Origin of the sequence: Corynebacterium sp. EPI-003-04-2554_SCH2473622 (genome assembly GCF_001665955.1) — a bacterium.
GTDB classification, from domain to species: domain Bacteria; phylum Actinomycetota; class Actinomycetes; order Mycobacteriales; family Mycobacteriaceae; genus Corynebacterium; species Corynebacterium pseudodiphtheriticum.
Map to the genome: position 1 here is coordinate 1 of NZ_LZMN01000028.1, position 21,250 is coordinate 21,250.

A 21,250-nucleotide genomic window follows, 5' to 3' on the forward strand; every position below is an offset into this window, starting at 1 on the left:
GACTTATGCGATCGCTCGATCGTGTCGTACAGCGTTTCAACTTCACCAAATACGGCGTTTACCTCGCAGTCTTTGCGCGATGCCATCGCACAAGAATCACCAGATCAAGGATTGGTTGTGCATACCGATCAGGGATTCCAGTACCAGCATTCCAGCTGGCGCACACTTATCGCGGGTATCGGTGGTACACAGTCGATGTCAAGGAAAGGAAACTGTTACGACAATGCGGTGATGGAAAACTTCTTCGGGCACCTCAAGTCAGAGATGTACCACGGTGAATCATTTACCAGTGTAGAGGAGTTCTACCACGCAATTGATGAATACATTCGTTGGTACAACCATGAACGCATCCAGAAACGACTCAAGGGCCTGACTCCGGTGCAATACCGGAACCAGACCCTAAAGCCTCTAACCGCCTAGAATTAAACCAGTCCAACTTTCGGGGGCAAGTTCAAACTGGTCGGGGCGTTTTCGCATCTCCAGAACTACTAATCCTTCCAGTCGAAGGCCTCACGCACCGGCTTGGAAATCAGCTTGCCGTCGCGCGTCGACAAGCCATCAGCCAAACCTGGGAAACGTTCAATAGCCTGATCCACCCCACCAGCAGCAACCGCGCGGATATACGGCAGCGTCGCAGAAGTCAGCGCACGCGTCGACGTATTAGCTACGGCACCCGGCATGTTCGCCACGCAGTACATCAACGCATCACCAACGCGGAACACGGGATCCTGATGGCTGGTCTTACGGGAAGGCTCGAAGCAACCACCCTGGTCGATAGCAACATCAACCAGCACAGAACCGCGTTTCATGCGCTTGATCAAATCCTCAGAGACCAGCTTTGGCGCCTTGCCGCCGGCAACCAAAACGGCACCAATCACCAGATCAGCTTCCAGCAGCTCCTCTTCGATGGTCACTGGATCAGAAATCTGGGTGCGCACAGTTCCCGCGTACTGATCGTCAAAACGCGCCAAAGTACCAGCATCAATATCCAGCACGGTGGTCTCTGCGCGGAGGCCATGCGCCATCGCCACTGCAGAAGCACCAACCTGGCCACCGCCGATCACAACGACACGGCCCGCCTTGGTTCCCGGCACACCGGAAGGCAGTACGCCTCGGCCGCCGTGGTGTGACAACAGATGGTGGGAGCCCTCCAGCACAGCCAAACGGCCAGCCACCTGCGACATTGGAGTCAGCAACGGCAAGGCACCGTTTTTATCAGTCACAGTTTCATAGGCCAACGCCGTGGTGCCGGCCTCGACGAGCGCGTCGGTCAGCTCACGCGAAGCAGCGAGGTGCAAATACGTAAACAGCAGCAGATCCTCACGCAGGTACTGGTATTCCTCCTGCAAAGGTTCTTTAACCTTCAGCACCATCTCGGCAGCCCAGGCATCAGCTGCAGTATCGACGATGGTGGCGCCACGCTCGGTGTAGTCACTATCGACGTAGCTGGAGCCTTCGCCTGCGCCGGACTGGATGAGCACCTCGTGCCCGTCGTCGACAAGCGCCTGCGCCGCCGCTGGGCTCAACGCCACGCGGCCTTCACTGTTCATGATTTCTGCGGGAACACCAATTTTCATAGGATTGATCCTCAATTCTGGTTGCTTTTGTGCATGTTCGTGCATCAGGCATGCATTACGAGTTTCCGACAAGGGGTGGTGCCGAAAGCTCTTTGCCTTACACTAGGGTACGTGTTGTAAGCTAGCAGCAACGGTTTTGCGAAATGCGCCACAATTTTGAAATTTCTCGATAAAGCTATCGATTTACGAAAACTCAGCGCGCCTACCTTAGGCCCCGCAGGACGCAGCCGTCGACAAGTTTACGCACCACACACGGGTGCCCTGCTGGTACAGGGCTGAGATCACGCTAATACCGCGTGAGCACCGTTCGAACCTGTTGGTTAGTACCAACGTAGGAAGGAGGTGGGCACTGTGGCGAACCATGACGCGCACACCGCTGCCCCCGAAAACGAGATTCATTTCAAGCACTCCTACTCCCCGATTCGCGAGGGTGACCTGGAAGTTCCAGAAACCGAGATTCAGCTTGATGATTCCCCCACCGGCCCCAACAAGCCTTTCCGCGTTTACCGCACCCGCGGCCCGCAGGCCGATGTGCACCGTGGGCTGAAGCCGCTGCGTTTGCAGTGGATCCAGGACCGTGACGATGTGGAAGAGTACGACGGCCGTGGACGCGATCTTGCCGACGACGGCCGCTCCGCGCAACGCCGTGGCGCCGCTAGCCAGGAATGGAAGGGTGAATCACGCCCGCCACTGCGTTCCAAAGAAGGCAAAACTGTCACCCAGATGCACTATGCGCGCCAAGGCATCATCACCAAAGAAATGCAGTTTGTTGCGCTACGCGAACACTGCGATCCGGAGTTCGTGCGCAGCGAGATCGCCCGTGGCCGAGCGATCATCCCGAACAACATCAACCACCCGGAATCCGAGCCAATGATCATCGGCCGGAAATTCCTCACCAAAATCAACGCCAACATCGGCAACTCTGCGGTGACGTCCTCGATTGAAGAAGAAGTCTCCAAGTTGCGCTGGGCTACCCGCTGGGGTGCAGATACCGTGATGGACCTATCCACCGGCGATGATATCCACACCACCCGCGAATGGATTTTGCGTAACTCGCCGGTTCCGATTGGTACCGTGCCGATGTACCAGGCCCTGGAAAAAGTCAACGGTGTGGCTGAGGATCTAACTTGGGAGATCTTCCGCGATACCGTCATCGAGCAAGCAGAACAAGGTGTGGACTACATGACTATCCATGCTGGTGTGCTGCTGCCATACATCCCGATGACCACCAAACGCGTGACCGGCATCGTTTCCCGCGGCGGTTCCATCATGGCCGGCTGGTGCCTGGCCCACCACAAGGAATCGTTCCTGTACGAGAACTTCGATGAGCTGTGCGAGATCTTCGCCCGCTACGACATCGCCTTCTCACTGGGCGACGGCCTACGCCCGGGTTCCATTGCTGATGCCAACGACGCCGCGCAGTTTGCGGAGCTGAAGACCATCGGCAAGCTGACCCAGCGTGCCTGGGAATACGACGTGCAAGTGATGGTCGAAGGCCCCGGCCACGTTCCACTGGACAAGGTGCAGATCAACAACGAGCACGCCCAGGCCTGGACCAATGACGCCCCGTTTTATACCCTCGGGCCGTTGGTTACCGATATTGCCCCTGGCTATGACCACATTACCTCAGCAATCGGCGCTGCCAATATTGCCATGGGTGGTACCGCAATGCTGTGTTACGTCACGCCAAAGGAGCACCTTGGATTGCCGAACCGTGACGACGTCAAAACCGGTGTTATCACCTACAAACTGGCCGCGCACGCGGCAGACGTCGCCAAGGGGCACCCTGGCGCGCACGAATGGGACGATGCCATGTCGAAGGCACGCTTCGAATTCCGCTGGCACGACCAGTTTGCGCTGTCGCTAGACCCAGACACCGCGCAGGCCTACCACGACGAAACCCTGCCAGCGGAGCCAGCGAAAACCGCGCACTTCTGCTCAATGTGTGGCCCGAAGTTCTGTTCCATGCGCATTAGCCAAGATATTCGCGATGCATTCAGCGACGATATGGCGGATCTGGGCATGCCAGCCTTCCAAAAGCCCGTCGACGATGATGTCGCTGCTGCTGTAGCGGAAGCCAATGGCGAAGCCGTCGAAGAGAGCATGGAAGAAAAGGCCCAAGAGTTCCGCGAGCAAGGTTCGGAGCTATACCAGCACGAGGGAAGCTACGTGCCGAAGCGCTAAATTTGCGCTAACCATGCGCTAAAGGATGCCACCGCCAATCAGCGCAATAGTCTCTGAACTGGGCGCCTGAAATGAGGATCTGAGCTGGGAAAACCTCCGAAGAAGCTCCTGCATGCTAAAGCCCTTCCGGGTAAACTGAAATGCACGAGAAACTCGGAGGTTTTCTTATGTCTGTACCTTTGCGGCGTTCTGCGCCAGGGACCAAAGCAAGCACTGCGACTGCTCAATCTAGCGCTGTCATCACGGAATCAGAAGATGTTGCCGAAGCTCAAACGCTTGCTGATGCCGCACTTGGAGCAGCTGGTCATTCAGTTTCCGATCCCTATATCCGCGATCTTGGGCGGTTAATTGCTAGTGGAGAAATCTCCGGTGATGAAGCTGTGCAACGCGCCCTCGCCCACATCGATGGGTTCTAATGCCGGAACAGCGGTGGGGATATAATAGCTGGGAAGATTACTACATTCCCAGTACCAAAACGGTCCGTAATAAATTTCGGGCCCCAGGCAAGCCGTACGGTGAGCCAAACCCGAATATATTGCACGCCAAAGAAGAGGCTGCAAGCTTTCTTCGGATGCATGAGCTCAGACTAAGGCCAATTACAGGCGATTTCGACTACGCGCATATGAAGGCAATTCACGGCTACATCTTCCAGGATGTGTATGACTGGGCTGGGGAACCTCGCGTCGGCCCACACGGGTGGATGACTAAAGAAGGCCCTAATGTTTTACGCCCAGATGACCCCGATAATCCGACGATGGCTTTTACCTATTATCCGGGCACGGAAATCATGCACGAGGATGCCCGCAAGCAATAAACGCCTAGCCGAAGTTCTCGACCAGGCGATATCACCCTTGCACTAGCATCGTTGCCTTAGCACTGTTGAGAAAGCACCGCTGGGCTAGCTCCGTTGCACTAGCACTGCCCTACTACTTCTTCGGCTTACGCGCAATACCCAAACCGACAACCAGCGCTACCAGTACCGCACCGCCGCCAAGCAGCCACCAGGTGGTGTTGCTGGAATCATCTGCAGATTCCCCAGCAGCCGAGGCAGTGCTGTCCGTGGAGGTATTGCCGCCGCCCTGCGAAACATTCGCTTCCTCAGAGCTGACGGACTCAGACTGCTCGATCATGGTCTGAATCATCCAGTCGTAGCTTTCGGCTGCAGGAGCCACCACAGATTCCGGAGAAGTTGTCGACTCTGGATCATCTGGGTTAAACGCTGCCGAAAGCACACCGTAAAGCTTGCCGTCCATGAATACCGGTCCGCCGGAATCGCCTTGCTGGAATTCCGCATCATTATCTAGGCGAGCAATTGCAGCCTGCTCACCGCCGAATAACGCGAAATTATTCAGCTCTGTGATTTTGCCATCTGCCTTGGGCAGTTTCTCGGTTTTGCCGGTACCCTCTGAAGACCAGCCATAAGATTCGATTGCGCCCTCAGCCGGGGTTTCTTGCATGATCTCCGGGTATTCTTTCAAGCCAATTGGCTCCGCGGTACGAATCAACCCGATATCACCAGCTGGAGCTTTGTACCAGTCCGCAACCTTCACCCGCTTTTGATCATCTCCTTGGCCAATGCGAACGCTACCGCCCGGGGTTTCGGAGTTTTCCAGGCAGTGCCGTGCGGTCACCACCCAATAATCCGCCACCGCGGTACCGGTGCAGTTTCCGTCCTCGTCGCCGTCGTCGCCGATCTGCTCGGAAACCACGGCATTAGCGTGCACACTGTCTTCAGCGAATTGATCACTGATCAAGGCTTGCGCAGGTACGGCAGCAGCCAGTGTGGCACCAAGAGCCACGGTTGGGGCGGCGATGGCCAGCAAACGGGAGGTCTTGGAGTTCTTAGAAGTCTGAGACATAATGAGCTTCTTTCTATACGGAATCGGTATTAGTTATTAGTCGGGTTTATGCTGTCGCAGTGACTATCCACCGTGGTTGCTGCTGTGGTTATCACTTCGCTTGCCACTCAGGCCATTTACGGCCTGGGATCCTGTGCGCGCCACCTTTCCAAGCACGTATTCCAGTGGGCCATAGCGGAAGAACATTGCCCAGATACTCGTGCCGACGACCGCGACCACGACGGTGGCGATGGCCAGCTCTGGGTACTGGGTGGCGATGTGCCCACGGTTGATGATGCCGGCAGAAATCACGTGTCCCAGATACACCGTCAGGGCCATGGATCCCATTGCTTTGAGTGGGAAGACCCAACGATCAGTCTGGACGAGCAGCAGGCACAACAAGATGATGGTGAGCGAGCCCGCTATGGTTGCTAGCCCGTCGACAAGCCCGCCGCTGTGCGGCTTCGCGTCCAAAAATCCGTGCACGGCAATCCCGAGGTTGTTTCGCGTGGCAACGGCATATGCCGAATCCACCCAATCGCGTGCCAACACGCCCAACACGGAAATCACAACCCCCGCAGCAGCAGCTAGGAACCCTCTGGTGGAAAATGGCGTGACCTGCCAGTTATTGGCACGCAACCAGTGCGCAAAAAGCACACCGGCCGCCATGTAGGCCAGCCACATCACGATGGGATACGGCTCACGCAACAACGCATGCAAGGTGGTGTGCAGCGTAATCACGCGCACGATGCCAGATACTGCGAGCAATACGATGAATCCGAAGCTTACCCACTTAGTGGACCAGCGTGGGATTTGCAGTAATGCGAACACGATATACCCAATACCCAGTGCTTTGAGTACCACAATGATGGTTCCGGCGTACGGGGTAACCACGATGCCGATGAGCACGAGAATGACACCACGAATAAAAACATCGACGGCGCCGCGCTTGCTGAATATGATAGTCATCGATATTCCGGAAAGAACCGCGAATAGGGCCGACGGAAAGCCTTCGAGGAACGCTCCAGCGAAACCTTTGAGCGGGTATAAATGTGCGATGATCATCGCCAGCAAGGCGATGCCACGGGCGACGTCAACTCCGATGATGCGCCCCGTGACGGCTGGTGTGTGTTGGACAGTATCTGGCATGTCTCCAACCCTAACGCGTGTTACTGAAAATTCCTTGCAGCATTACTTCCGACTTCCAGGCAGTTCTCTGGCCGAAAGTTCAGAATGCCGAAAAAATCCCGCTTACGCTGTGAAACCAGCGTGAGCGGGAATCTTTCTTTAGAAAATAACTGTTACTTTGCGTGGCGTGCCGCTGCTATTACAACCCGACTTGGGGCTAAAACAGCATTGCCAACCCGCGCGCATGGTAGACGCTACCAAAAGGAGCATCTATACGAGCCCAGCGGCCCTGTGCAGAAACCCGCAGGTGACGCGGAATATTCATGGGTGCCGAGAAGCCCGGGATTAGTCCTAAGTTTGTGCAGGCGAAAATCATCCGCATCGGGATTTCTACTTCTTCACTACTGCCAGCACCCACAGACTGAGGGTTTACTGTGAGTTCACTGTGCGTGTCGATGGCAGTTTCCGGTTTCACGGTAAGTACCGTTTGGTTCATCAAACTCTGCGGTGGGCCCATCGGCCCAGAAAATTGCCGGGCCAGATCCCGGCCTTTATCGGCGAGTTCGCGCACTACATGCACCGGCAAATTATCCAATAATTGGAACCCCTCAGCCGGTGGCAACGCGCCTGGCCAAGAGGTATCACGGGCAGGCCCCAGATGAGTCTGTCCGGTTTCCAAACAATGCAGCAAAGTACTGGCTGCCACCACAGCACCGTCGCGGGATACTGTGCCTTTGATACGGCGGCAAGCGACCACTTCAAAAGGGGTGGTCACGAAAACATCAATGAGGTCACCATCCCCGACGTCGTCTTGGAGAACTCGAAACCGAGCCGACGCGCTCGCATCCAAGCCAACGGCACGCGAAACCAATGCGCGGAGCCCAGGGCCACCTGCTGTGACTTCGAGGGATTCAGACATTAATCGTCGTAACCAATCTCATCGCCATAATCGACTTCGTCACCGTAACCAACTTCATCGCCGTAGTCGACCTCATCGCCATAGGAGATTTCATCGTCGTAGCTGATTTCATCACCGAGCGAGTCCGCCTGGACTCCCCTAGCGCTGGGTCCAGAACCCGATTCTGCTTCTGCTTTATCAGCAGCTTTAGCCAGGGTGGATTCCAAACGCATGACTTCACGTTCTTCCTCCGTCAACGGGCGTGGCATCTGCGTATCCATATCCACAGCCACAGAGACCGTTTCCACCACGCAAGCAATACGCCCGTGTTTATCCTTGATCTCTTGGCGGGTCACAAAAGAAGAATTTCCTACCTCAACGACCTGGGATTCGACCAACAGCACCGAATTGCCTTCCGGCTCAATCGGTTTCCGGAAATCTAGGTCCAGTTTGCGCACAAAAGCAGCAAAATCTTCCATCCCAGCGGGATCAAAATAAGCCTCTTTGTACGCCAGGCGAGCCTCTTGGGCGATTTCCACATAATTGGCGTTCATCACATGCCCGTAGCGGTCGAAATCCGACCAGCGCAAAGGCACGCGATATTGATGAATTGCCGGGTTATCTGCCATGGAAAACCTTGGAAACCTTTCTAGAGTGCTCGCCTGTTACTACTGAGTAGCGTTAGCGAGTCAGCTTACGGTGGGTGACGCGGGATGGACGAGCAGCTTCCTCGCCGAGTCGTTCCACCTTATTCTTCTCATAGTCGCCAAAGTTACCTTCGAACCAGAACCACTGGCCTTCTTCCACGTTGCCTTCCCAGGCCAGAATGTGGGTACAGGTGCGGTCCAAGAACCAGCGGTCGTGGGAAATAACCACGGCGCAGCCCGGGAATTTCTCCAGCGCGTTTTCCAACGAACCCAAGGTCTCAACGTCCAAATCGTTAGTTGGCTCGTCGAGCAAGATCAGGTTTCCGCCCTCTTTCAGTGTCAACGCCAGGTTCAGACGGTTGCGCTCACCACCGGAAAGCACCTTGGATGGCTTTTGCTGATCTGGGCCCTTGAAACCGAAGGCAGAAAGATACGCGCGCGAAGGCATTTCGTTCTGGCCCACGTGGATATAGTCCAGCCCACCGGAAACAACCTCCCAGACGGTTGCTTCTGGGTCAATGTTTTCCCGGTTCTGGTCTACATATGACAGCTGCACTGTCTCACCGACGCTAACCTTGCCCGCATCTGCTTCTTCCAGGCCAACGATGGTTTTGAACAGCGTGGTCTTACCCACACCGTTGGGACCAATCACACCCACGATGCCGTTGCGTGGCAAGGTGAACGACAAATCCTTGATCAAGGTACGGTCGCCAAAGCCCTTGGTCAGGTTGTCTGCTTCGACAACCTTGTTGCCCAGACGCGGAGGCGTAGGGATCTGGATTTCTTCGAAGTCCAGTTTCTTGTACTGCTCGGCCTCGGCAGCCATTTCCTCGTAGCGCTCCAAACGCGCTTTGTTCTTCGCCTGACGCGCCTTGGAACCAGAACGAACCCATTCCAGCTCATCCTTCAAACGCTTACGCAGCTTGGCATCCTTTTTACCAGCAACCTGCAGACGCTCCTGCTTCTTTTCCAGGTAGGTCGAGTAATTGCCCTCATAAGGGTGCAGCTTGCCGCGGTCCACCTCACAAATCCAGCCCGCAACATTATCCAGGAAGTAGCGGTCGTGGGTCACTGCCAAAACCGCACCTGGGTAGTTTTCCAGGTGCTTTTCCAGCCAGTGCACGGACTCGGCATCCAGGTGGTTAGTTGGCTCGTCAAGAAGCAGCAAGTCTGGTTCCGACAAAAGCAGCTTCGCCAAAGCTACACGACGGCGCTCACCACCGGAAAGGTTAGTGACGGGCTCATCCGAAGGCGGGCAGCGCAGCGCTTCCATAGCCTGTTCAATCTTGGAATCGACTTCCCAAGCATCCGCATTATCCAGATCTTCCTGGAGCTTGCCCATCTCTTCCATGAGCTCGTCGGTGTAATTGGTGGCCATCTCTTCTGCAATGGCTTCAAAGCGTTGCTTCTTTTCAAAGATCTCGCCGAGACCTTCTTCTACGTTGCCGCGAACGGTCTTTTCCTCGTTCAGCGGTGGCTCCTGCTGCAGGATGCCGACGGTAGCACCCGGATCCAAGAATGCTTCGCCGTTGGATGGCTCAGACATTCCGGCCATGATCTTCAAAATCGACGACTTACCGGCACCGTTCGGGCCGACGACGCCGATCTTTGCGCCGGGGTAAAAAGCCATGGTGACGTCGTCAAGAATGACCTTGTCACCAACAGTTTTGCGTACATTTTTCATCGTATAGATGAACTCGCCCATATTTCCCCTTCGCGAAATTAGGTGGAACGACACTAAATCTTTATCTCTGACGAGAATACATGACTTTAACTGCCGCCCCACCACAGATCCCGCACGATATAGGCGTCACTGTGGCTAACTAGTGTGCACCGACAGGTACTGCGGCGTTTTGTGTAGCTTGCTTGTTTGCTTTCTTATTATCCGTTCCTGATTGTTCGCCAAACGGAGTCGCTGATTTGTCCGCAAACCCGGATGCAGATGGGCCAGCAAGCGCATCCTGATCAAAGACGACGCCTTCGACGTTAAGAACCACCCCGCCATTATCATCACGATCTGCTTTCCTCTTGGTCAAGGCTGCGGCATAGTGTGCAAGGTCTGGGGCAATGTGAGTGGCTTTCAACACCGTTTTCGAGTGTCGCTTTTCCTCATTATCTTCCCACTGCTGGGTCACCAGTGACCCCACCAGTACTACTGGGTACCCTTTGTGCAAGCTCGCAGCTGTGTTAACAGCCAATTGCCCCCAGGCTTCAACGTCCAGAAACAGATTGTCATAATCCCGCCACCCGGATTCTTGTTCCTCGTCACGCACCGCACGAGAGGAAGCAACGCGCATATCAAGCACGCAATTTCCTCCAGCAACGCGACGCAGGCTGGGTTCTTGGGTAATCCGACCGGTGATGGTGATGTGGTGTTGCGACATAGTGTGCGCTCCCTTCCAAATCTTTAGGTAACCAACGCGATCTGCGCTGGTAACACCTAGTGTCTGGGGAAACGATGGCCAAACCAATCACTGCGGCCGCCTGGTTGTGAATAAATACAGTTATCCACAGAAATCGCACGAATTGTGCTGGCACAGTTGCACACACAAATACCCTGCCATACCGAAAATTACGATGTGCCAGGGTGTATTATTCGCGCCACCCAAGGCTATATGCGGAAGTTAACGCGCAATTTCAGCAGCAATAGCTTGCGAACCCTTGGTTGTCGGGTGCATAGCCATGGTGTGGGTTGGCGAAGTAATATCCAGCCACACCGCAGATACATAACGCTCAGCATCGGGCGCACAGGTGTGGTGATCACGCGTTGCGGCACGAACGTCGACGAATCGCGCGCCCGCTTCCGCTGCCGCCTCCCGTTGCACATTCGCCAGAGCTGCTTCCACCTGGCGTGCGCCCGGCACGATAAAGCCCAGCGGCTGATTCGGGATCACATTGACGAAGCAAACGTGACCTTGCGGTGAGGAAACACTCAAATACGAAGGTATAGTCACCCGCGCATTCGGTGCGAGCTCACGCACCTGGTGAGTGATATTCGCTACGCGGGCTTTGTAGCGGTCAATCACTGCCTGTGGGTACGGAAATGGAATCTCATCCAATTTAAACCGCCACGGATCAAGGCCGCCCACCGCAATCACAACTTCCTCGGTAGCCGGGCCGATATTGCCATCGCGCACAGCTTGCTCCAGCTGATGCTCAACGACGCTGCGGGAAGTTGCCCCGTTGCATGAGTAATCACCCAAGCTACGCCCAGTCATGCCTGCCAACTGACGTGGCCAGTTATCTGGATCCTGCCCACACCCACTCAGGCCTAATTCAACCGGCCGGACGAAACCTTTACCGGAATTACTCGAACTAGACGAAGAACCCAAGCTTTCTTGTGGTGTTCCCCGCTGCAACCAGCGGAAACCACGAACGTGGCCGTTAGCGGTAAACGAATCCCCCATTGTGACCAATTGCTTGCCTGGGTTTGTGGAATCCCCTCGCACCCCAACCGCATGGCGGCTAGAGCTTGAACTGGAGCTACCATCTTCTGACGAAAAACTGGAGCCTGAGCTCGAGGCCTCTGCCGACGGCGAAGCACCAGCGGTACCTGGCGTAGCAGTCAAACAGAGTGCAGCAGTAGCCAGTGCGCTCAGCGCAACGGCGAGTGGGCTCTTTTTCATAACGAAAAATTCCTTGGTGGTTGACAGTCAGAGGATTGCCGGCAAGTGTTGGCGCGCTCCAAGCCCCTATTCCGGGGCGTTCCCCCAGCCGGAGCCATCCCCGCCACGTTTCCTACGGAAACGGGATTGGCCCATCTCGGATTCGTGATACTCATCCTCGATGTGTTCTCCGCGGCTCATCTTTTCCAACATCGCATTGTATAAATCTAATTCATTACCAGAATCATTACCGAATCCAGAGTCTTTTTTCGGCGTTTTTTCAGACTGTTGAACACCAACAGTTTTCTGTGCATAAAGCCGGTCGTCGTCGGCAAGGTCGTCGTCGGCAAGACCAGAGCCGACGAGGCCTGCGTCGGCAAGGCCAGCGTGGGCGAGATTATGATCTGGCACCCGGTCCATCTCCGCATCGATGGCTTTTTGCTGTTCGCGGTCATAAGTAAACAGCTGTCGGAATAGCTCACCGAATACAACAATCAGCGGGAACGAACCGGCAGCCCAACCAATACCAGCGCCGACGCGCTGATCCGCCAGCAAATCAATCGTCCATGGCAAGTTAATCGAGGTGTAAAACTCCTCACCGTAAATCTCGGTGAGCTGCATCATGTACACGCCCAGGTAGAGGTGAATCGGCATGGAGAAAAACAGCCAGGCCAAACGCACCAACGGCTGCTTACGCCCCGGCAAAGGATCCGGCCCCATGACTTCCCAGAAATAAATGTAGCCAGAAACCAAAAATGCCCAGTTCATGATCACGTGACCGGCGTGATCCGAAATCGCAGCCTGGTACCAATCAAAATTCAAGTACAACGCATAAAACACAAAGATGAATTGCGCGAGGTTCACTGGCGGATAGGTAATAATGGACAGCCCACGCGACTGACAGAACGCCCGAGCCCAATCATGCAGGTTCGGCTTGCCCGCCTCGCCTGGCTCCCAAGCCGTCATGATCAGCGTCAGCGGCGCGCCCAACACCAGGAACACCGGGAAGGTCATCGACAACAGCATGTGGCCGATCATGTGCATGGAGAAGGTCGCCGGAATGATCATGCCGACGCCCGAGCTCATAATCACCGCCATGCCGAGTGATCCCAACAAGAACCAGGCAGTGCGACCACGCGACCAGTCGTGCCCGGTGCGACGCGCACGACGAACCGCATATAGGTAGCCTGCGGCCAGAAGGATTCCCAATGCACTGAACATGACGTCGAAACGCCAGATAGTCCACACATTAAGAATGTCTGGCTCAAATGGGATGTCGTAGCCGACGGTGATTTCCATCGTCGACAAGTTTGGGTCATCCGGTGCAGGTGGCGGGGTGCGCCCCATCGTTACGGCGATGCCTGCAGTCAGTGCCATGACGAGGACTTCCACGATGGCGATGCGACGGAAAACCCCCGGGCGTTGCGCTAATTGTGGGATGCTGCGCTGACGGTGAAGCCAGCCTAGGCCGACGAGGACGAGGGTGAGCACGGTTTTGGCGGTGATGATCCAGCCGTAGTTCGTCGTAAAGATATGGTGTGGGCCAATACGCAAGGCAGCGTTGACGACGCCGGAAATTGCCATTACTGCCGCCGCAAACAACGCCAACGTGGAATAGCGGCGAACGGCAAGTTCAAGATGCTCGCCGAGGCGGCGCGAGTGCGCGATCAAGGCGGTGAGCCCGCCGATCCACAGCACCATGAACACCAAGTGCCAGAGGTAGGAATTTGTGCCCCAGTCGTGATCACCACCAGATGCCGAGTGGCCTTCCATACCCAGCGGAACGACGGTGAGTACCGCGCCGATGAGCAAGATTGGCTGCATGGTCCAGCGACGTGCGAATAAACCGACGATGCCGACAACAGCAGCCATAAGCGACATGATCAGCCAGGATTTCGCTTCGGCAACCTGGTCTAGGGCCACATTCCAATGCGCGAAGGTACTGAAAAATGGGGTGCCGGAGACATCGGAAAACGTCATCGAGACCATCACCAGTGCGACGACGGCGACACTAAGCAAACTCAGTGCACCAGTGCGCGCCGCCAGGTGTCCGTCGACGCTTAAGCGCGCTTCGGCAAGACCAAAATTAGGGGTGGGATCGCTTGCAGCAGAATCGGGCATCCGCGGTGGAATGAGGAATGCGGTAAGCAGATAGGAACCGACGGCGAGCGCGACCAGAATCCAAGCAGCCGCGCGGAAAAATGGCAGACCAAAGGTGGTCAGCATGCCTGGGTCTGGGATACCGAGCGCTGCGAGCGATTCTGCGAGAAATTGCGCAGAAATAATGCCGGCGGCAAGACCAGCGACCAGCAGCATTGCCAAGTACCAGGGCCAGGTGGAACGCACACGAGAGGTCGGGGTAGGCATAGGCTCTAACCTACAACCGATCGCCCGGGATTCTGAACCCGTGTGTCACTTACTTAGACAATCCGGTATAGTTTTTATGCGGATCAACGCTCATTGGCGTGATCTGTCGGCCTCCATAGCTCAGTGGATTAGAGCAACGGGTTTCTACCCCGTCGGTCGCGGGTTCGAATCCTGCTGGGGGCACTTTTATGGCTATAACCGAGCCTCTTATCGGCGGCACACTCCTGTTTCGCACCAAGGTAGGGTTGAACGCAACAAGACCCCAAGACAGCTACGCAACAGCGACTCCCCAGTGTGCCTTACCTCCGCCACTGCGGTGAGCGCACATCGTTAAGGAGAACCATGGCTCTTCCCCACCCGCGACCAGAAACTTTTGCCCTGGTCACAGGCGCCAGTCAAGGCATCGGCGAGGCCATGGCACGCGATCTCGCCAAAGCCGGCCACAACCTGATTCTCGTCGCCCGCCGTGAGCAAGTCTTGCAAACCCTTGCCGACGAACTCAGCTCCCACGGCATCACAGCCGAAGTTTTTGCCGCAGACCTGTCCAACTACGACGAAGTCACGGGTTTGTTGGAATACCTGAAAGATAAAAACGTCTCTATCGCAATAAACTCGGCTGGCATTGCAAGCTTCGGCAAATTCGTCGACCAGGATTGGGATTATGAAACCAACCAGTTTCACCTGAACGCCACCGCTGTCCACCGCATCACCAACGCGGTTGTCCGCCCCATGCTAGAGCGTGGTGAGGGCGCGATCTGCAACGTCGGCTCCGCCGCAGGCAATATCCCGATCCCGAATAATGCCACCTACGTGTTCACCAAAGCCGGCGTCAATGCTTTTACCGAGGCGTTGCACTACGAACTGAAAGGCACCGGCGTCAGCTGCACGCTGCTTGCCCCAGGGCCTGTGCGCGATGCCGTCGTTCCCGATGAGGAGCAGTCAATCGTCGACAAGGTCGTGCCAGATTTCTTGTGGACCACCTACGAATCATGCTCGGCCGAAACTCTGGAGGCGATGGCAAAAAACCGACGCCGCGTGGTTCCCGGCCCACTGTCGAAGGCGATGAACGTACTCAGCCAAATCGTGCCCGTACCGTTGATCGCACCTTTGGTCGGCAGTTTTTATTCCAAGATGGGTTAGTTGAGATGCTCTGATGGCACCGATAGCGCTGATTAAAACCGACTAAAACCGACTAAATATTTCACCACAGGAAATTCTTGCTTATGACCACTACTAATTCAGAAAATTCCCGGCCAAACGAAGACGCTGCTGCAGCTAATATCCCAGCAAAAAGCAACCGGCTGGTGTGGATCGACCTGGAAATGACCGGGCTGGACCCGAAGCAGCACGTCATCGTCGAGGTTGCGGCATTGGTTACTGATGCCAACCTGAACATTCTTGGCGACGGCTACTCTGCGGTCATCCATGCCAGCGCAGAAGAACTAGCAAAGATGGATGATGTGGTCGTGCGCATGCACCAAGCGTCTGGCCTGGATAAGGAAATTGCGGAATCTACCACCAGCATCGGTGACGCCGAGCAGGCCGTTTTAGATTTGATTGCCCAACATTGCGAAGCGGACTGGGCCGTTCCGCTGGCTGGCAATTCGATTGCTACCGATCGCCGCTTTATCCAGGAATACATGCCGAAGTTAGACCAACGCCTGCACTACCGCATGGTGGATGTCTCCACAATCAAAGAACTCTCCCGACGCTGGTTCCCGCGGGCGTATTTCCAGCAGCCAGATAAAGGCCAGGCACACCGCGCGCTGGCAGACATTGTGGAATCCATCCGCGAGTTGGATTACTACCGGCGCGCGGTTTTTGTGGATCCGAATCAGCTTTCTAGTACCGATGCAACACGTGCAAAAGAAGCCGCTACCACCACTTACCAGCGGTTTTTGTAAACGCGCGATAATGCGCTAATCTAATGCGTGCTGCTTTAGAGTAGCGATGGTGGCTGTAGTTCAGCTGGTAGAGCACTAGGTTGTGATCCTAGGTGTCGCGGGTTCGAGCCCCGTCAGCCACCCCAAAGTTTCACCCTCTTGACCGCGGAAATGCGACCAAGAGGGTGTTTTACGTATACCAAGTTAAGTCTACGAGATACCCGGACCAAGGAATTTCCACGCACGAACGCCAAGTAAGCTTGCAGCATGGCCTACGCTCAATTCCCCCAGATTTCTGCTCGCGCAACATCCCTGCGTGATCAAGTCTCCGAGTCCATCCGCGCCGGCCTAATCACCGGCGAACTCGCCCCCGGCGAGATTTACTCGGCGCCACAACTGGCTGCCCAAATGGGCGTTTCAGCTACCCCGGTACGCGAGGCCATGCTGTATTTCGAACGCGAAGGCATGGTCACAAAAATGCGCAATACCGGCTATAAGGTGACCGAGCTTTCCGCGGAAACCCTCGACGGCGCAGCCGAAGCCCGCATCCTGTTGGAAGTGCCCACCATGGCGAAAGTCGCGCGGATCTGCACCGGCGAAATCGCAGAAAAAGTCACAGAGCTACGCGCCCTGGCACATGAGCTGAATGACGCCGCCGAGCGCGGCGACCTAGTCTCCTATTTGCAGGCGGACCTGCGCTTCCATTGTGATTTCCTAGCACTAGCCGGCAATCCCGTGATCGTGGAAACCGTATCCAGTTTGCGTACCCGCAGCCGCGTGACTGGCCTGCGTCCGCTCGCCGAGGCCGGCAACCTGGTTGCCAGCTCCCGGGAGCACGAAGCCATGATCGACGCTGCGCTCGCACAAGATGCCGCCGCTATGGAAGCCATCGTGCGCACCCATATCGGGCATGTGCGCAAAGAATGGGCTGACTAATTATCAGTGCTTGCGCAACTTCGCATTCGTTTTCGCCGTAGCAGTCGCCGACCACGGGTCTTCCGGCCACGGGTGTTTCGGGTAGCGCCCGCGCATCTCCGCGCGGACCCCGGCATAGGGGCCAGACCAAAAACTTGCCAAATCATCAGTAATCGCCAACGGTCTTCCTGCCGGTGACAACAGGTGAAACTGCACCCGCTTGCCGCAATACACTGGGGATTCCACCAGCCCGAAGCATTCCTGTAGCTTGACGCTCGCCACTGGCCGCGCACCAGACCAATCTAGCCACGCGCTTCTTCCCGAAGGCACCGGCATCCGCTCCGGCGCTAACTCTTCGAGCCGAGTGGCCTCTGGCCATGGTAATAGGCGTTGCAACGCGGGATAAAGATCGATTTTGCTAATCGCTGTGCCCGCGGCAATCTGTTCTAATTCTGGTGCCAACCACATTGCTGGGTCTGCAGCAGCCACATCCGGCCACGGCGGACCGTAATATTCGTGCAGGTGACGTAGCCGGGCGGAGAAATTACTTGCCGACGCAGACCACTCGAATAATCCGAGCCCGTGTTCCCGAATGCTTTCTGCGACGGCCTCGGCAGCGGCGTCGCCAGTGACCTGCACCGGTGTCGAAGATAACTCGATTGCTCCGGCTCGTCGACGCTTTCTGCCTCGAATCTTGCCGCCGTCCACAGTCGCGGTTGTGGTTTCTTCCACTCCGATGGCCTCCAAGGCATCGTCTTCCGTTATCCGCGCGGCGGACCGGATGATCGCGTTTCCGGCGTTCGACAACGAAATCTCTGCAACCGCAAGCCATTCTGCATCCACCAGACTGGAATCCGACAACAGGCGCGCCCGCGTGCCGCTCGCCAGAAGATATTCGCGGCTAGTCCCAGCCCCAGAGCTAGGGCTAGCACCAGAGCCCGAGCCAGAACGAAGGCCAGATGCCCCGGCCGACACCGCACGCGCTACTTGCTCCGGATAAGCAGTCGCGACCACTGCCCCGGGATCCACCGGGCCTAGGTCCGGCACCAACCTGGCCAGGCGCTGCACCAGTCGTTTCTGTGCAGGCGCACGCGTAATATCACCGCGAGGCTCCTCGTCGAGTTTCGCGATAGTCTCCGCAGCCCCGGAACCATAACGTAACAGCGCTGCCCCAAGACGAGGGTCCGTCGGCAAGAGGGCCAATTCTTTGCTGGCGCCAATGCGCTGCAAGGTGGTGCGGGCAGCAGCCATCGCTGTGGCCGGCGGTTGGTCCAACAGAGGGAAATCATCGCCAGCACCCCAGGTGTCTAAAAATAGGGCGGCTTGTGTCAGGTCTGCACTAAGGATCTCCGGGCTAATATGCGGCGCAAAATGCTGGTAATCCTCTTGCGAATAGCAGCGCACGACAGTCCCCGGCCCCTCACGCCCGGCGCGTCCCGCCCGCTGGTCAGCACTAGATTTGCTGGTCGACGCCGTCACCAACCCCGACATACCCCGCTGCGCATCCCGGCGTGGCAACCGAGCCAGCCCTGCATCCACAACAGCACGCACCCCGGGCACAGTCAGTGACGATTCCGCAATGGAAGTTGCCACCACGATGCGCCTGCTATCGGTGTATAGTGCGCGATCTTGCTCATCGGTGGTTTGCTGCCCGTGCAATGGGAAAACGGGGGTGTTGGCGTCGACAAGCGTGGTCAATTCCGCGCACACCTGGTTAACTTCGCGCACACCGGGCACAAAAACCAGCGTCGATCCCGCGCTTGCCGACGCCTGCTCGGCGGCCTGTTGCGCCAAGTGGCGATAAAAACTACGTTCGCCTGCCGCCCGACCGGGTGCCGGTGCGTAACTGATCTCCAACGGGTGAATCACAGCCTCCGTAACATGCACCGGGGCGTCCATGAGCTGGGAAAAACGCTGCGCATCCACGGTGGCAGACATTGCGATAACCCGGAAATCTGCACGCAACTGCGCCAACTCCAGGCACATGCCCAACACCAAATCGGTGTCGAGTTGGCGTTCGTGGACCTCGTCAATTGCAACAGCTGCGACCCCAGGCAGCTCAGGATCGCGCAACAAACGTCGAAGAAGCACCCCGGGCGTGACAAACTCGACGGCTGTGCCGGGTACCGATTCGCCACGAATGGAATGGCCTACGAGCTCCGGCTGGCCAGAAAGTGTGCGCAAACGATGCGCGGCCGCTCGGACGGCAACCCGGCGTGGGGCAGTCACGATGATCTTGCCGACGGAGGATTCTCGCTCGGTGGCGGCATTCTGTGCGGCGTTTTGTGCAGCTTGGTTCGCCAGCGCCGGTGGAAGCAGGGTGGTTTTACCGGTTCCGGGTGGGGCTTGCACAACGACGTTGCCTTCGGCAGGCAAACTAGCAATGGTCTCGGCAACAGGCAGGCCTGCGCCGATGCGGGACAGATCAAAGATGCACGTCATAGTTATTCACGCATTCTAGGGCTGGCAGCGCCGCTGTTGGGGTTGTCCGCAACAAGGTGGTGCCGCCGCGTCTGACCAGGTGGTTGCGCCGCGTCTAACCACACGGTTACCAGGAGCCGATTTCGTTTACGTTGCCCGCTGACCAAGTTTCCCAACTGATATTCCAGTCTCCCAGGCCGTCGTAACCTGACAGGGTTCCACCATCAGTGTTTTTTACCTCGATGACGTCGCCACGCTTCACAGTGTTCATGAACCACTGGGCATCAGCATCGGTGACATTGATGCAACCGTGCGAGGTATTCGTTTTGCCCTGGGCCCACTCCGACCACGGCGCACCATGCACGTAGATGCCGGAGTACGACATTTGCGTCGCAAAGTTCACTTCGGTGCGATAAGCCCCCTGCCCGGTCAACCCGAAAGTCGAGGAATCCATCACGAGCTCATTATGTTGATCGCCCACGAGGTAGGTTCCATTCGGAGTTGGATATTCCGAACGTCCCAGCGATACCGGCACGCTGCGCAGCGTCTGTCCGTTGCGGGTGACGGTCATGGTTTTGGAAGCATTGTCAACGACCGCACGCACATCATCCCCAATGGTGAAGCTGGTGGAATTGTCCTTGCTTCCCCACATGCCTTTACCCATATCAACGCCATAAATATCGGCTTGCACAGTCACGGTGGTTCCTGGCTCCCAATACTCTTTCGGGCGCCAGCGCAGCTCGCTGTTGCTAATCCAATAAAAAGCACCGACGGTGTCATTGGAAGTTTCAATGGTGATCGCATCTTGCACCGCTTGGCGGTCATACACGGTGCCCGCGAAACGGAAATTAATCGTCTGCCCAACACCAACCGTCGAATCGGGCAGTGGCACCATGGCAACGGAAGATTGACTGGCCGGCTGGGGCGTCGTGAAGCTAACAGTAGTGGTGTTGCCTTCTACATCAGTTGCTTCGATGGTGTAACTGCGGTTATAACCCAAGACCTCGTCGGTTTTCCAGGTCTTCCCATCGTCGGAAAGCACGGATTCCACCTCATAGCCGACCTCATTAAGCATGGTGACGGTCTGCAGCTTGTTTTCACCGGTGACCTCTACCGGCACGGTGGGATCAACATCGGTGGCGCCATCTTGCACGCTTACCGACGGCGGAGTCTCCAAATCCTGGCTTTCTGCTGCAGAAGAATGCTGTGTTTCAGAACTGGTATCCGCGCAGGCCGCAAGGCCCAACACCAGCCCTCCAATTGCGAGGGCGGACAATGATTTAGACCAGAAGGTCAACGCGGAACTCCTTTCGCAGCACACAGCTGCATTTTTGTTAACTTTTCTGCTTGCACCTGTACCCAGGACCATGAAAACTCTGCTAGCGAGCCTAACCCACAATTAATGCTTTCCTGCGCTTCTGCACAATGAGTTATGCACTTGCAACCGAATCGTTGCATAAACCGGGTGTTATTAATCAATCGTTGTCAGACCCGGTTGCGTTAACAGCAAAAACAGCACACATAAACCCCACGAGCAAGGAAGAAAAAGCAGGTCAACGGCTCGATTTTTCTTATTCAACAACCACTGCTAGAGTATCTATTCGTTGCGCACGGTACAGTGTTCAACAGTAAGAGTTGAGAAGATGAACACTTCAGATAATCAACACTTACGCGCCATTAGCTCAATTGGCAGAGCAACTGACTCTTAATCAGTGGGTTCGGGGTTCGATTCCCTGATGGCGCACTTTCTCACCCCCGGTAGGCTCATCGCCGCCGGGGGTCTTTCC

At 56.3% G+C, this 21,250-nt stretch carries 18 protein-coding genes, 3 tRNA genes and 1 riboswitch; of the genes, 10 read left to right on the plus strand and 11 right to left on the minus strand.

The window, feature by feature from the left end:
* Positions 1-420 (plus strand): IS3 family transposase (locus A5774_RS02245; protein WP_156519522.1); only part of this gene is annotated, 420 nt, incomplete at its 5' end.
* Between the two features lie 68 nt (positions 421-488).
* Here the strand turns inward: A5774_RS02245 and ald are convergent.
* Positions 489-1,577 carry an alanine dehydrogenase gene (gene ald / locus A5774_RS02250; RefSeq protein ID WP_024272765.1) on the minus strand — a complete coding sequence of 363 codons (1,089 nt, stop codon included), beginning with the start codon at positions 1,575-1,577 and terminating at the stop codon, positions 489-491.
* A gap of 241 nt (positions 1,578-1,818) precedes the next feature.
* Positions 1,819-1,932: riboswitch (TPP riboswitch) on the plus strand.
* On the opposite strand from ald, the gene thiC reads away from it, so the two are divergent.
* The 3 genes from thiC (at position 1,920) to A5774_RS11445 (ending at position 4,575) form a co-directional block, all read left to right on the plus strand.
* The gene (gene thiC, locus A5774_RS02255) at positions 1,920-3,761 is read left to right on the plus strand and encodes a phosphomethylpyrimidine synthase ThiC (protein WP_197490224.1); all 1,842 of its coding nucleotides are present in this window, start codon (positions 1,920-1,922) and stop codon (positions 3,759-3,761) included. (Overlaps the previous riboswitch by 13 nt.)
* Positions 3,762-3,928: 167 nt before the next feature.
* Positions 3,929-4,177, plus strand: coding sequence for an antitoxin VbhA family protein (locus A5774_RS02260; protein WP_023018302.1), 249 nt, complete (start codon positions 3,929-3,931; stop codon positions 4,175-4,177).
* A 206-nt stretch (positions 4,178-4,383) separates the two neighbouring features.
* Positions 4,384-4,575, plus strand: coding sequence for a hypothetical protein (locus tag A5774_RS11445; RefSeq protein WP_193858443.1), 192 nt, complete (start codon positions 4,384-4,386; stop codon positions 4,573-4,575).
* Positions 4,576-4,687: 112 nt separating this feature from the next.
* Here A5774_RS11445 and A5774_RS02270 read toward each other — a convergent pair whose 3' ends face one another.
* The 8 genes from A5774_RS02270 to A5774_RS02305 form a co-directional block, all read right to left on the minus strand.
* On the minus strand, positions 4,688-5,620 hold the full coding sequence (locus A5774_RS02270; RefSeq protein ID WP_023018304.1) for a trypsin-like serine protease: 933 nt from the start codon (positions 5,618-5,620) through the stop codon (positions 4,688-4,690).
* Positions 5,621-5,683: 63 nt separating this feature from the next.
* Positions 5,684-6,748, minus strand: coding sequence for a DUF418 domain-containing protein (locus tag A5774_RS02275; protein WP_021352964.1), 1,065 nt, complete (start codon positions 6,746-6,748; stop codon positions 5,684-5,686).
* Between the two features lie 196 nt (positions 6,749-6,944).
* Entirely contained in the window at positions 6,945-7,646 is a 702-nt protein-coding gene (locus A5774_RS02280; protein ID WP_064833191.1) for a hypothetical protein, read from the minus strand.
* On the minus strand, positions 7,646-8,254 hold the full coding sequence (locus A5774_RS02285) for a thioesterase family protein (RefSeq protein ID WP_082936063.1): 609 nt from the start codon (positions 8,252-8,254) through the stop codon (positions 7,646-7,648). Before A5774_RS02285 ends, A5774_RS02280 begins: the two co-directional genes overlap by 1 nt.
* Positions 8,255-8,306: 52 nt before the next feature.
* Positions 8,307-9,977, minus strand: a complete 1,671-nt coding sequence (gene ettA / locus A5774_RS02290; RefSeq protein WP_021352961.1) for an energy-dependent translational throttle protein EttA — start codon at positions 9,975-9,977, stop codon at positions 8,307-8,309.
* A 118-nt stretch (positions 9,978-10,095) separates the two neighbouring features.
* Positions 10,096-10,656 carry a single-stranded DNA-binding protein gene (locus A5774_RS02295; protein ID WP_064833192.1) on the minus strand — a complete coding sequence of 187 codons (561 nt, stop codon included), beginning with the start codon at positions 10,654-10,656 and terminating at the stop codon, positions 10,096-10,098.
* 240 nt (positions 10,657-10,896) lie between these two features.
* Positions 10,897-11,898 carry a GDSL-type esterase/lipase family protein gene (locus tag A5774_RS02300; protein ID WP_064833193.1) on the minus strand — a complete coding sequence of 334 codons (1,002 nt, stop codon included), beginning with the start codon at positions 11,896-11,898 and terminating at the stop codon, positions 10,897-10,899.
* A gap of 66 nt (positions 11,899-11,964) precedes the next feature.
* On the minus strand, positions 11,965-14,244 hold the full coding sequence (locus A5774_RS02305; protein ID WP_064833194.1) for a cytochrome c oxidase assembly protein: 2,280 nt from the start codon (positions 14,242-14,244) through the stop codon (positions 11,965-11,967).
* Positions 14,245-14,353: 109 nt separating this feature from the next.
* Between A5774_RS02305 and A5774_RS02310 the strand changes: the two genes are divergently transcribed.
* The 5 genes from A5774_RS02310 (at position 14,354) to A5774_RS02330 (ending at position 17,063) form a co-directional block, all read left to right on the plus strand.
* A tRNA-Arg gene (locus tag A5774_RS02310) sits at positions 14,354-14,427 on the plus strand.
* Positions 14,428-14,586: 159 nt separating this feature from the next.
* A complete protein-coding gene (gene cmrA, locus A5774_RS02315; RefSeq protein WP_064833195.1) occupies positions 14,587-15,384 on the plus strand; it encodes a mycolate reductase in 798 nt (265 codons plus the stop codon).
* A gap of 83 nt (positions 15,385-15,467) precedes the next feature.
* The gene (orn, locus tag A5774_RS02320; protein WP_064833196.1) at positions 15,468-16,148 is read left to right on the plus strand and encodes an oligoribonuclease; all 681 of its coding nucleotides are present in this window, start codon (positions 15,468-15,470) and stop codon (positions 16,146-16,148) included.
* Positions 16,149-16,197: 49 nt separating this feature from the next.
* A tRNA-His gene (locus tag A5774_RS02325) sits at positions 16,198-16,273 on the plus strand.
* A 121-nt stretch (positions 16,274-16,394) separates the two neighbouring features.
* On the plus strand, positions 16,395-17,063 hold the full coding sequence (locus A5774_RS02330; protein WP_027018035.1) for a GntR family transcriptional regulator: 669 nt from the start codon (positions 16,395-16,397) through the stop codon (positions 17,061-17,063).
* Positions 17,064-17,066: 3 nt separating this feature from the next.
* Here A5774_RS02330 and A5774_RS02335 read toward each other — a convergent pair whose 3' ends face one another.
* Both A5774_RS02335 and A5774_RS02340 read right to left on the minus strand, forming a co-directional pair.
* Positions 17,067-19,475: an ATP-dependent RNA helicase gene (locus tag A5774_RS02335; protein ID WP_064833198.1), complete on the minus strand. Its 2,409-nt coding sequence runs from the start codon at positions 19,473-19,475 to the stop codon at positions 17,067-17,069.
* 115 nt (positions 19,476-19,590) lie between these two features.
* A complete protein-coding gene (locus A5774_RS02340) occupies positions 19,591-20,739 on the minus strand; it encodes an Ig-like domain-containing protein (protein WP_082936064.1) in 1,149 nt (382 codons plus the stop codon).
* 395 nt (positions 20,740-21,134) lie between these two features.
* On the opposite strand from A5774_RS02340, the gene A5774_RS02345 reads away from it, so the two are divergent.
* Positions 21,135-21,207, plus strand: a tRNA-Lys gene (locus A5774_RS02345).
* Positions 21,208-21,250 lie beyond the last annotated feature (43 nt).

Bases quoted from the DNA above. Each gene is read 5' to 3' on its own strand.
- ald (WP_024272765.1), bottom strand. From the start codon at position 1,577: ATGAAAATTGGTGTTCCCGCAGAAATCATGAACAGTGAAGGCCGCGTG.
- A5774_RS02260 (WP_023018302.1), top strand. From the start codon at position 3,929: ATGTCTGTACCTTTGCGGCGTTCTGCGCCAGGGACCAAAGCAAGCACT.
- A5774_RS11445 (WP_193858443.1), top strand. From the start codon at position 4,384: ATGAAGGCAATTCACGGCTACATCTTCCAGGATGTGTATGACTGGGCT.
- A5774_RS02270 (WP_023018304.1), bottom strand. From the start codon at position 5,620: ATGTCTCAGACTTCTAAGAACTCCAAGACCTCCCGTTTGCTGGCCATC.
- A5774_RS02275 (WP_021352964.1), bottom strand. From the start codon at position 6,748: ATGCCAGATACTGTCCAACACACACCAGCCGTCACGGGGCGCATCATC.
- A5774_RS02280 (WP_064833191.1), bottom strand. From the start codon at position 7,646: ATGTCTGAATCCCTCGAAGTCACAGCAGGTGGCCCTGGGCTCCGCGCA.
- A5774_RS02285 (WP_082936063.1), bottom strand. From the start codon at position 8,254: ATGGCAGATAACCCGGCAATTCATCAATATCGCGTGCCTTTGCGCTGG.
- ettA (WP_021352961.1), bottom strand. From the start codon at position 9,977: ATGGGCGAGTTCATCTATACGATGAAAAATGTACGCAAAACTGTTGGT.
- A5774_RS02295 (WP_064833192.1), bottom strand. From the start codon at position 10,656: ATGTCGCAACACCACATCACCATCACCGGTCGGATTACCCAAGAACCC.
- A5774_RS02300 (WP_064833193.1), bottom strand. From the start codon at position 11,898: ATGAAAAAGAGCCCACTCGCCGTTGCGCTGAGCGCACTGGCTACTGCT.
- A5774_RS02305 (WP_064833194.1), bottom strand. From the start codon at position 14,244: ATGCCTACCCCGACCTCTCGTGTGCGTTCCACCTGGCCCTGGTACTTG.
- cmrA (WP_064833195.1), top strand. From the start codon at position 14,587: ATGGCTCTTCCCCACCCGCGACCAGAAACTTTTGCCCTGGTCACAGGC.
- orn (WP_064833196.1), top strand. From the start codon at position 15,468: ATGACCACTACTAATTCAGAAAATTCCCGGCCAAACGAAGACGCTGCT.
- A5774_RS02330 (WP_027018035.1), top strand. From the start codon at position 16,395: ATGGCCTACGCTCAATTCCCCCAGATTTCTGCTCGCGCAACATCCCTG.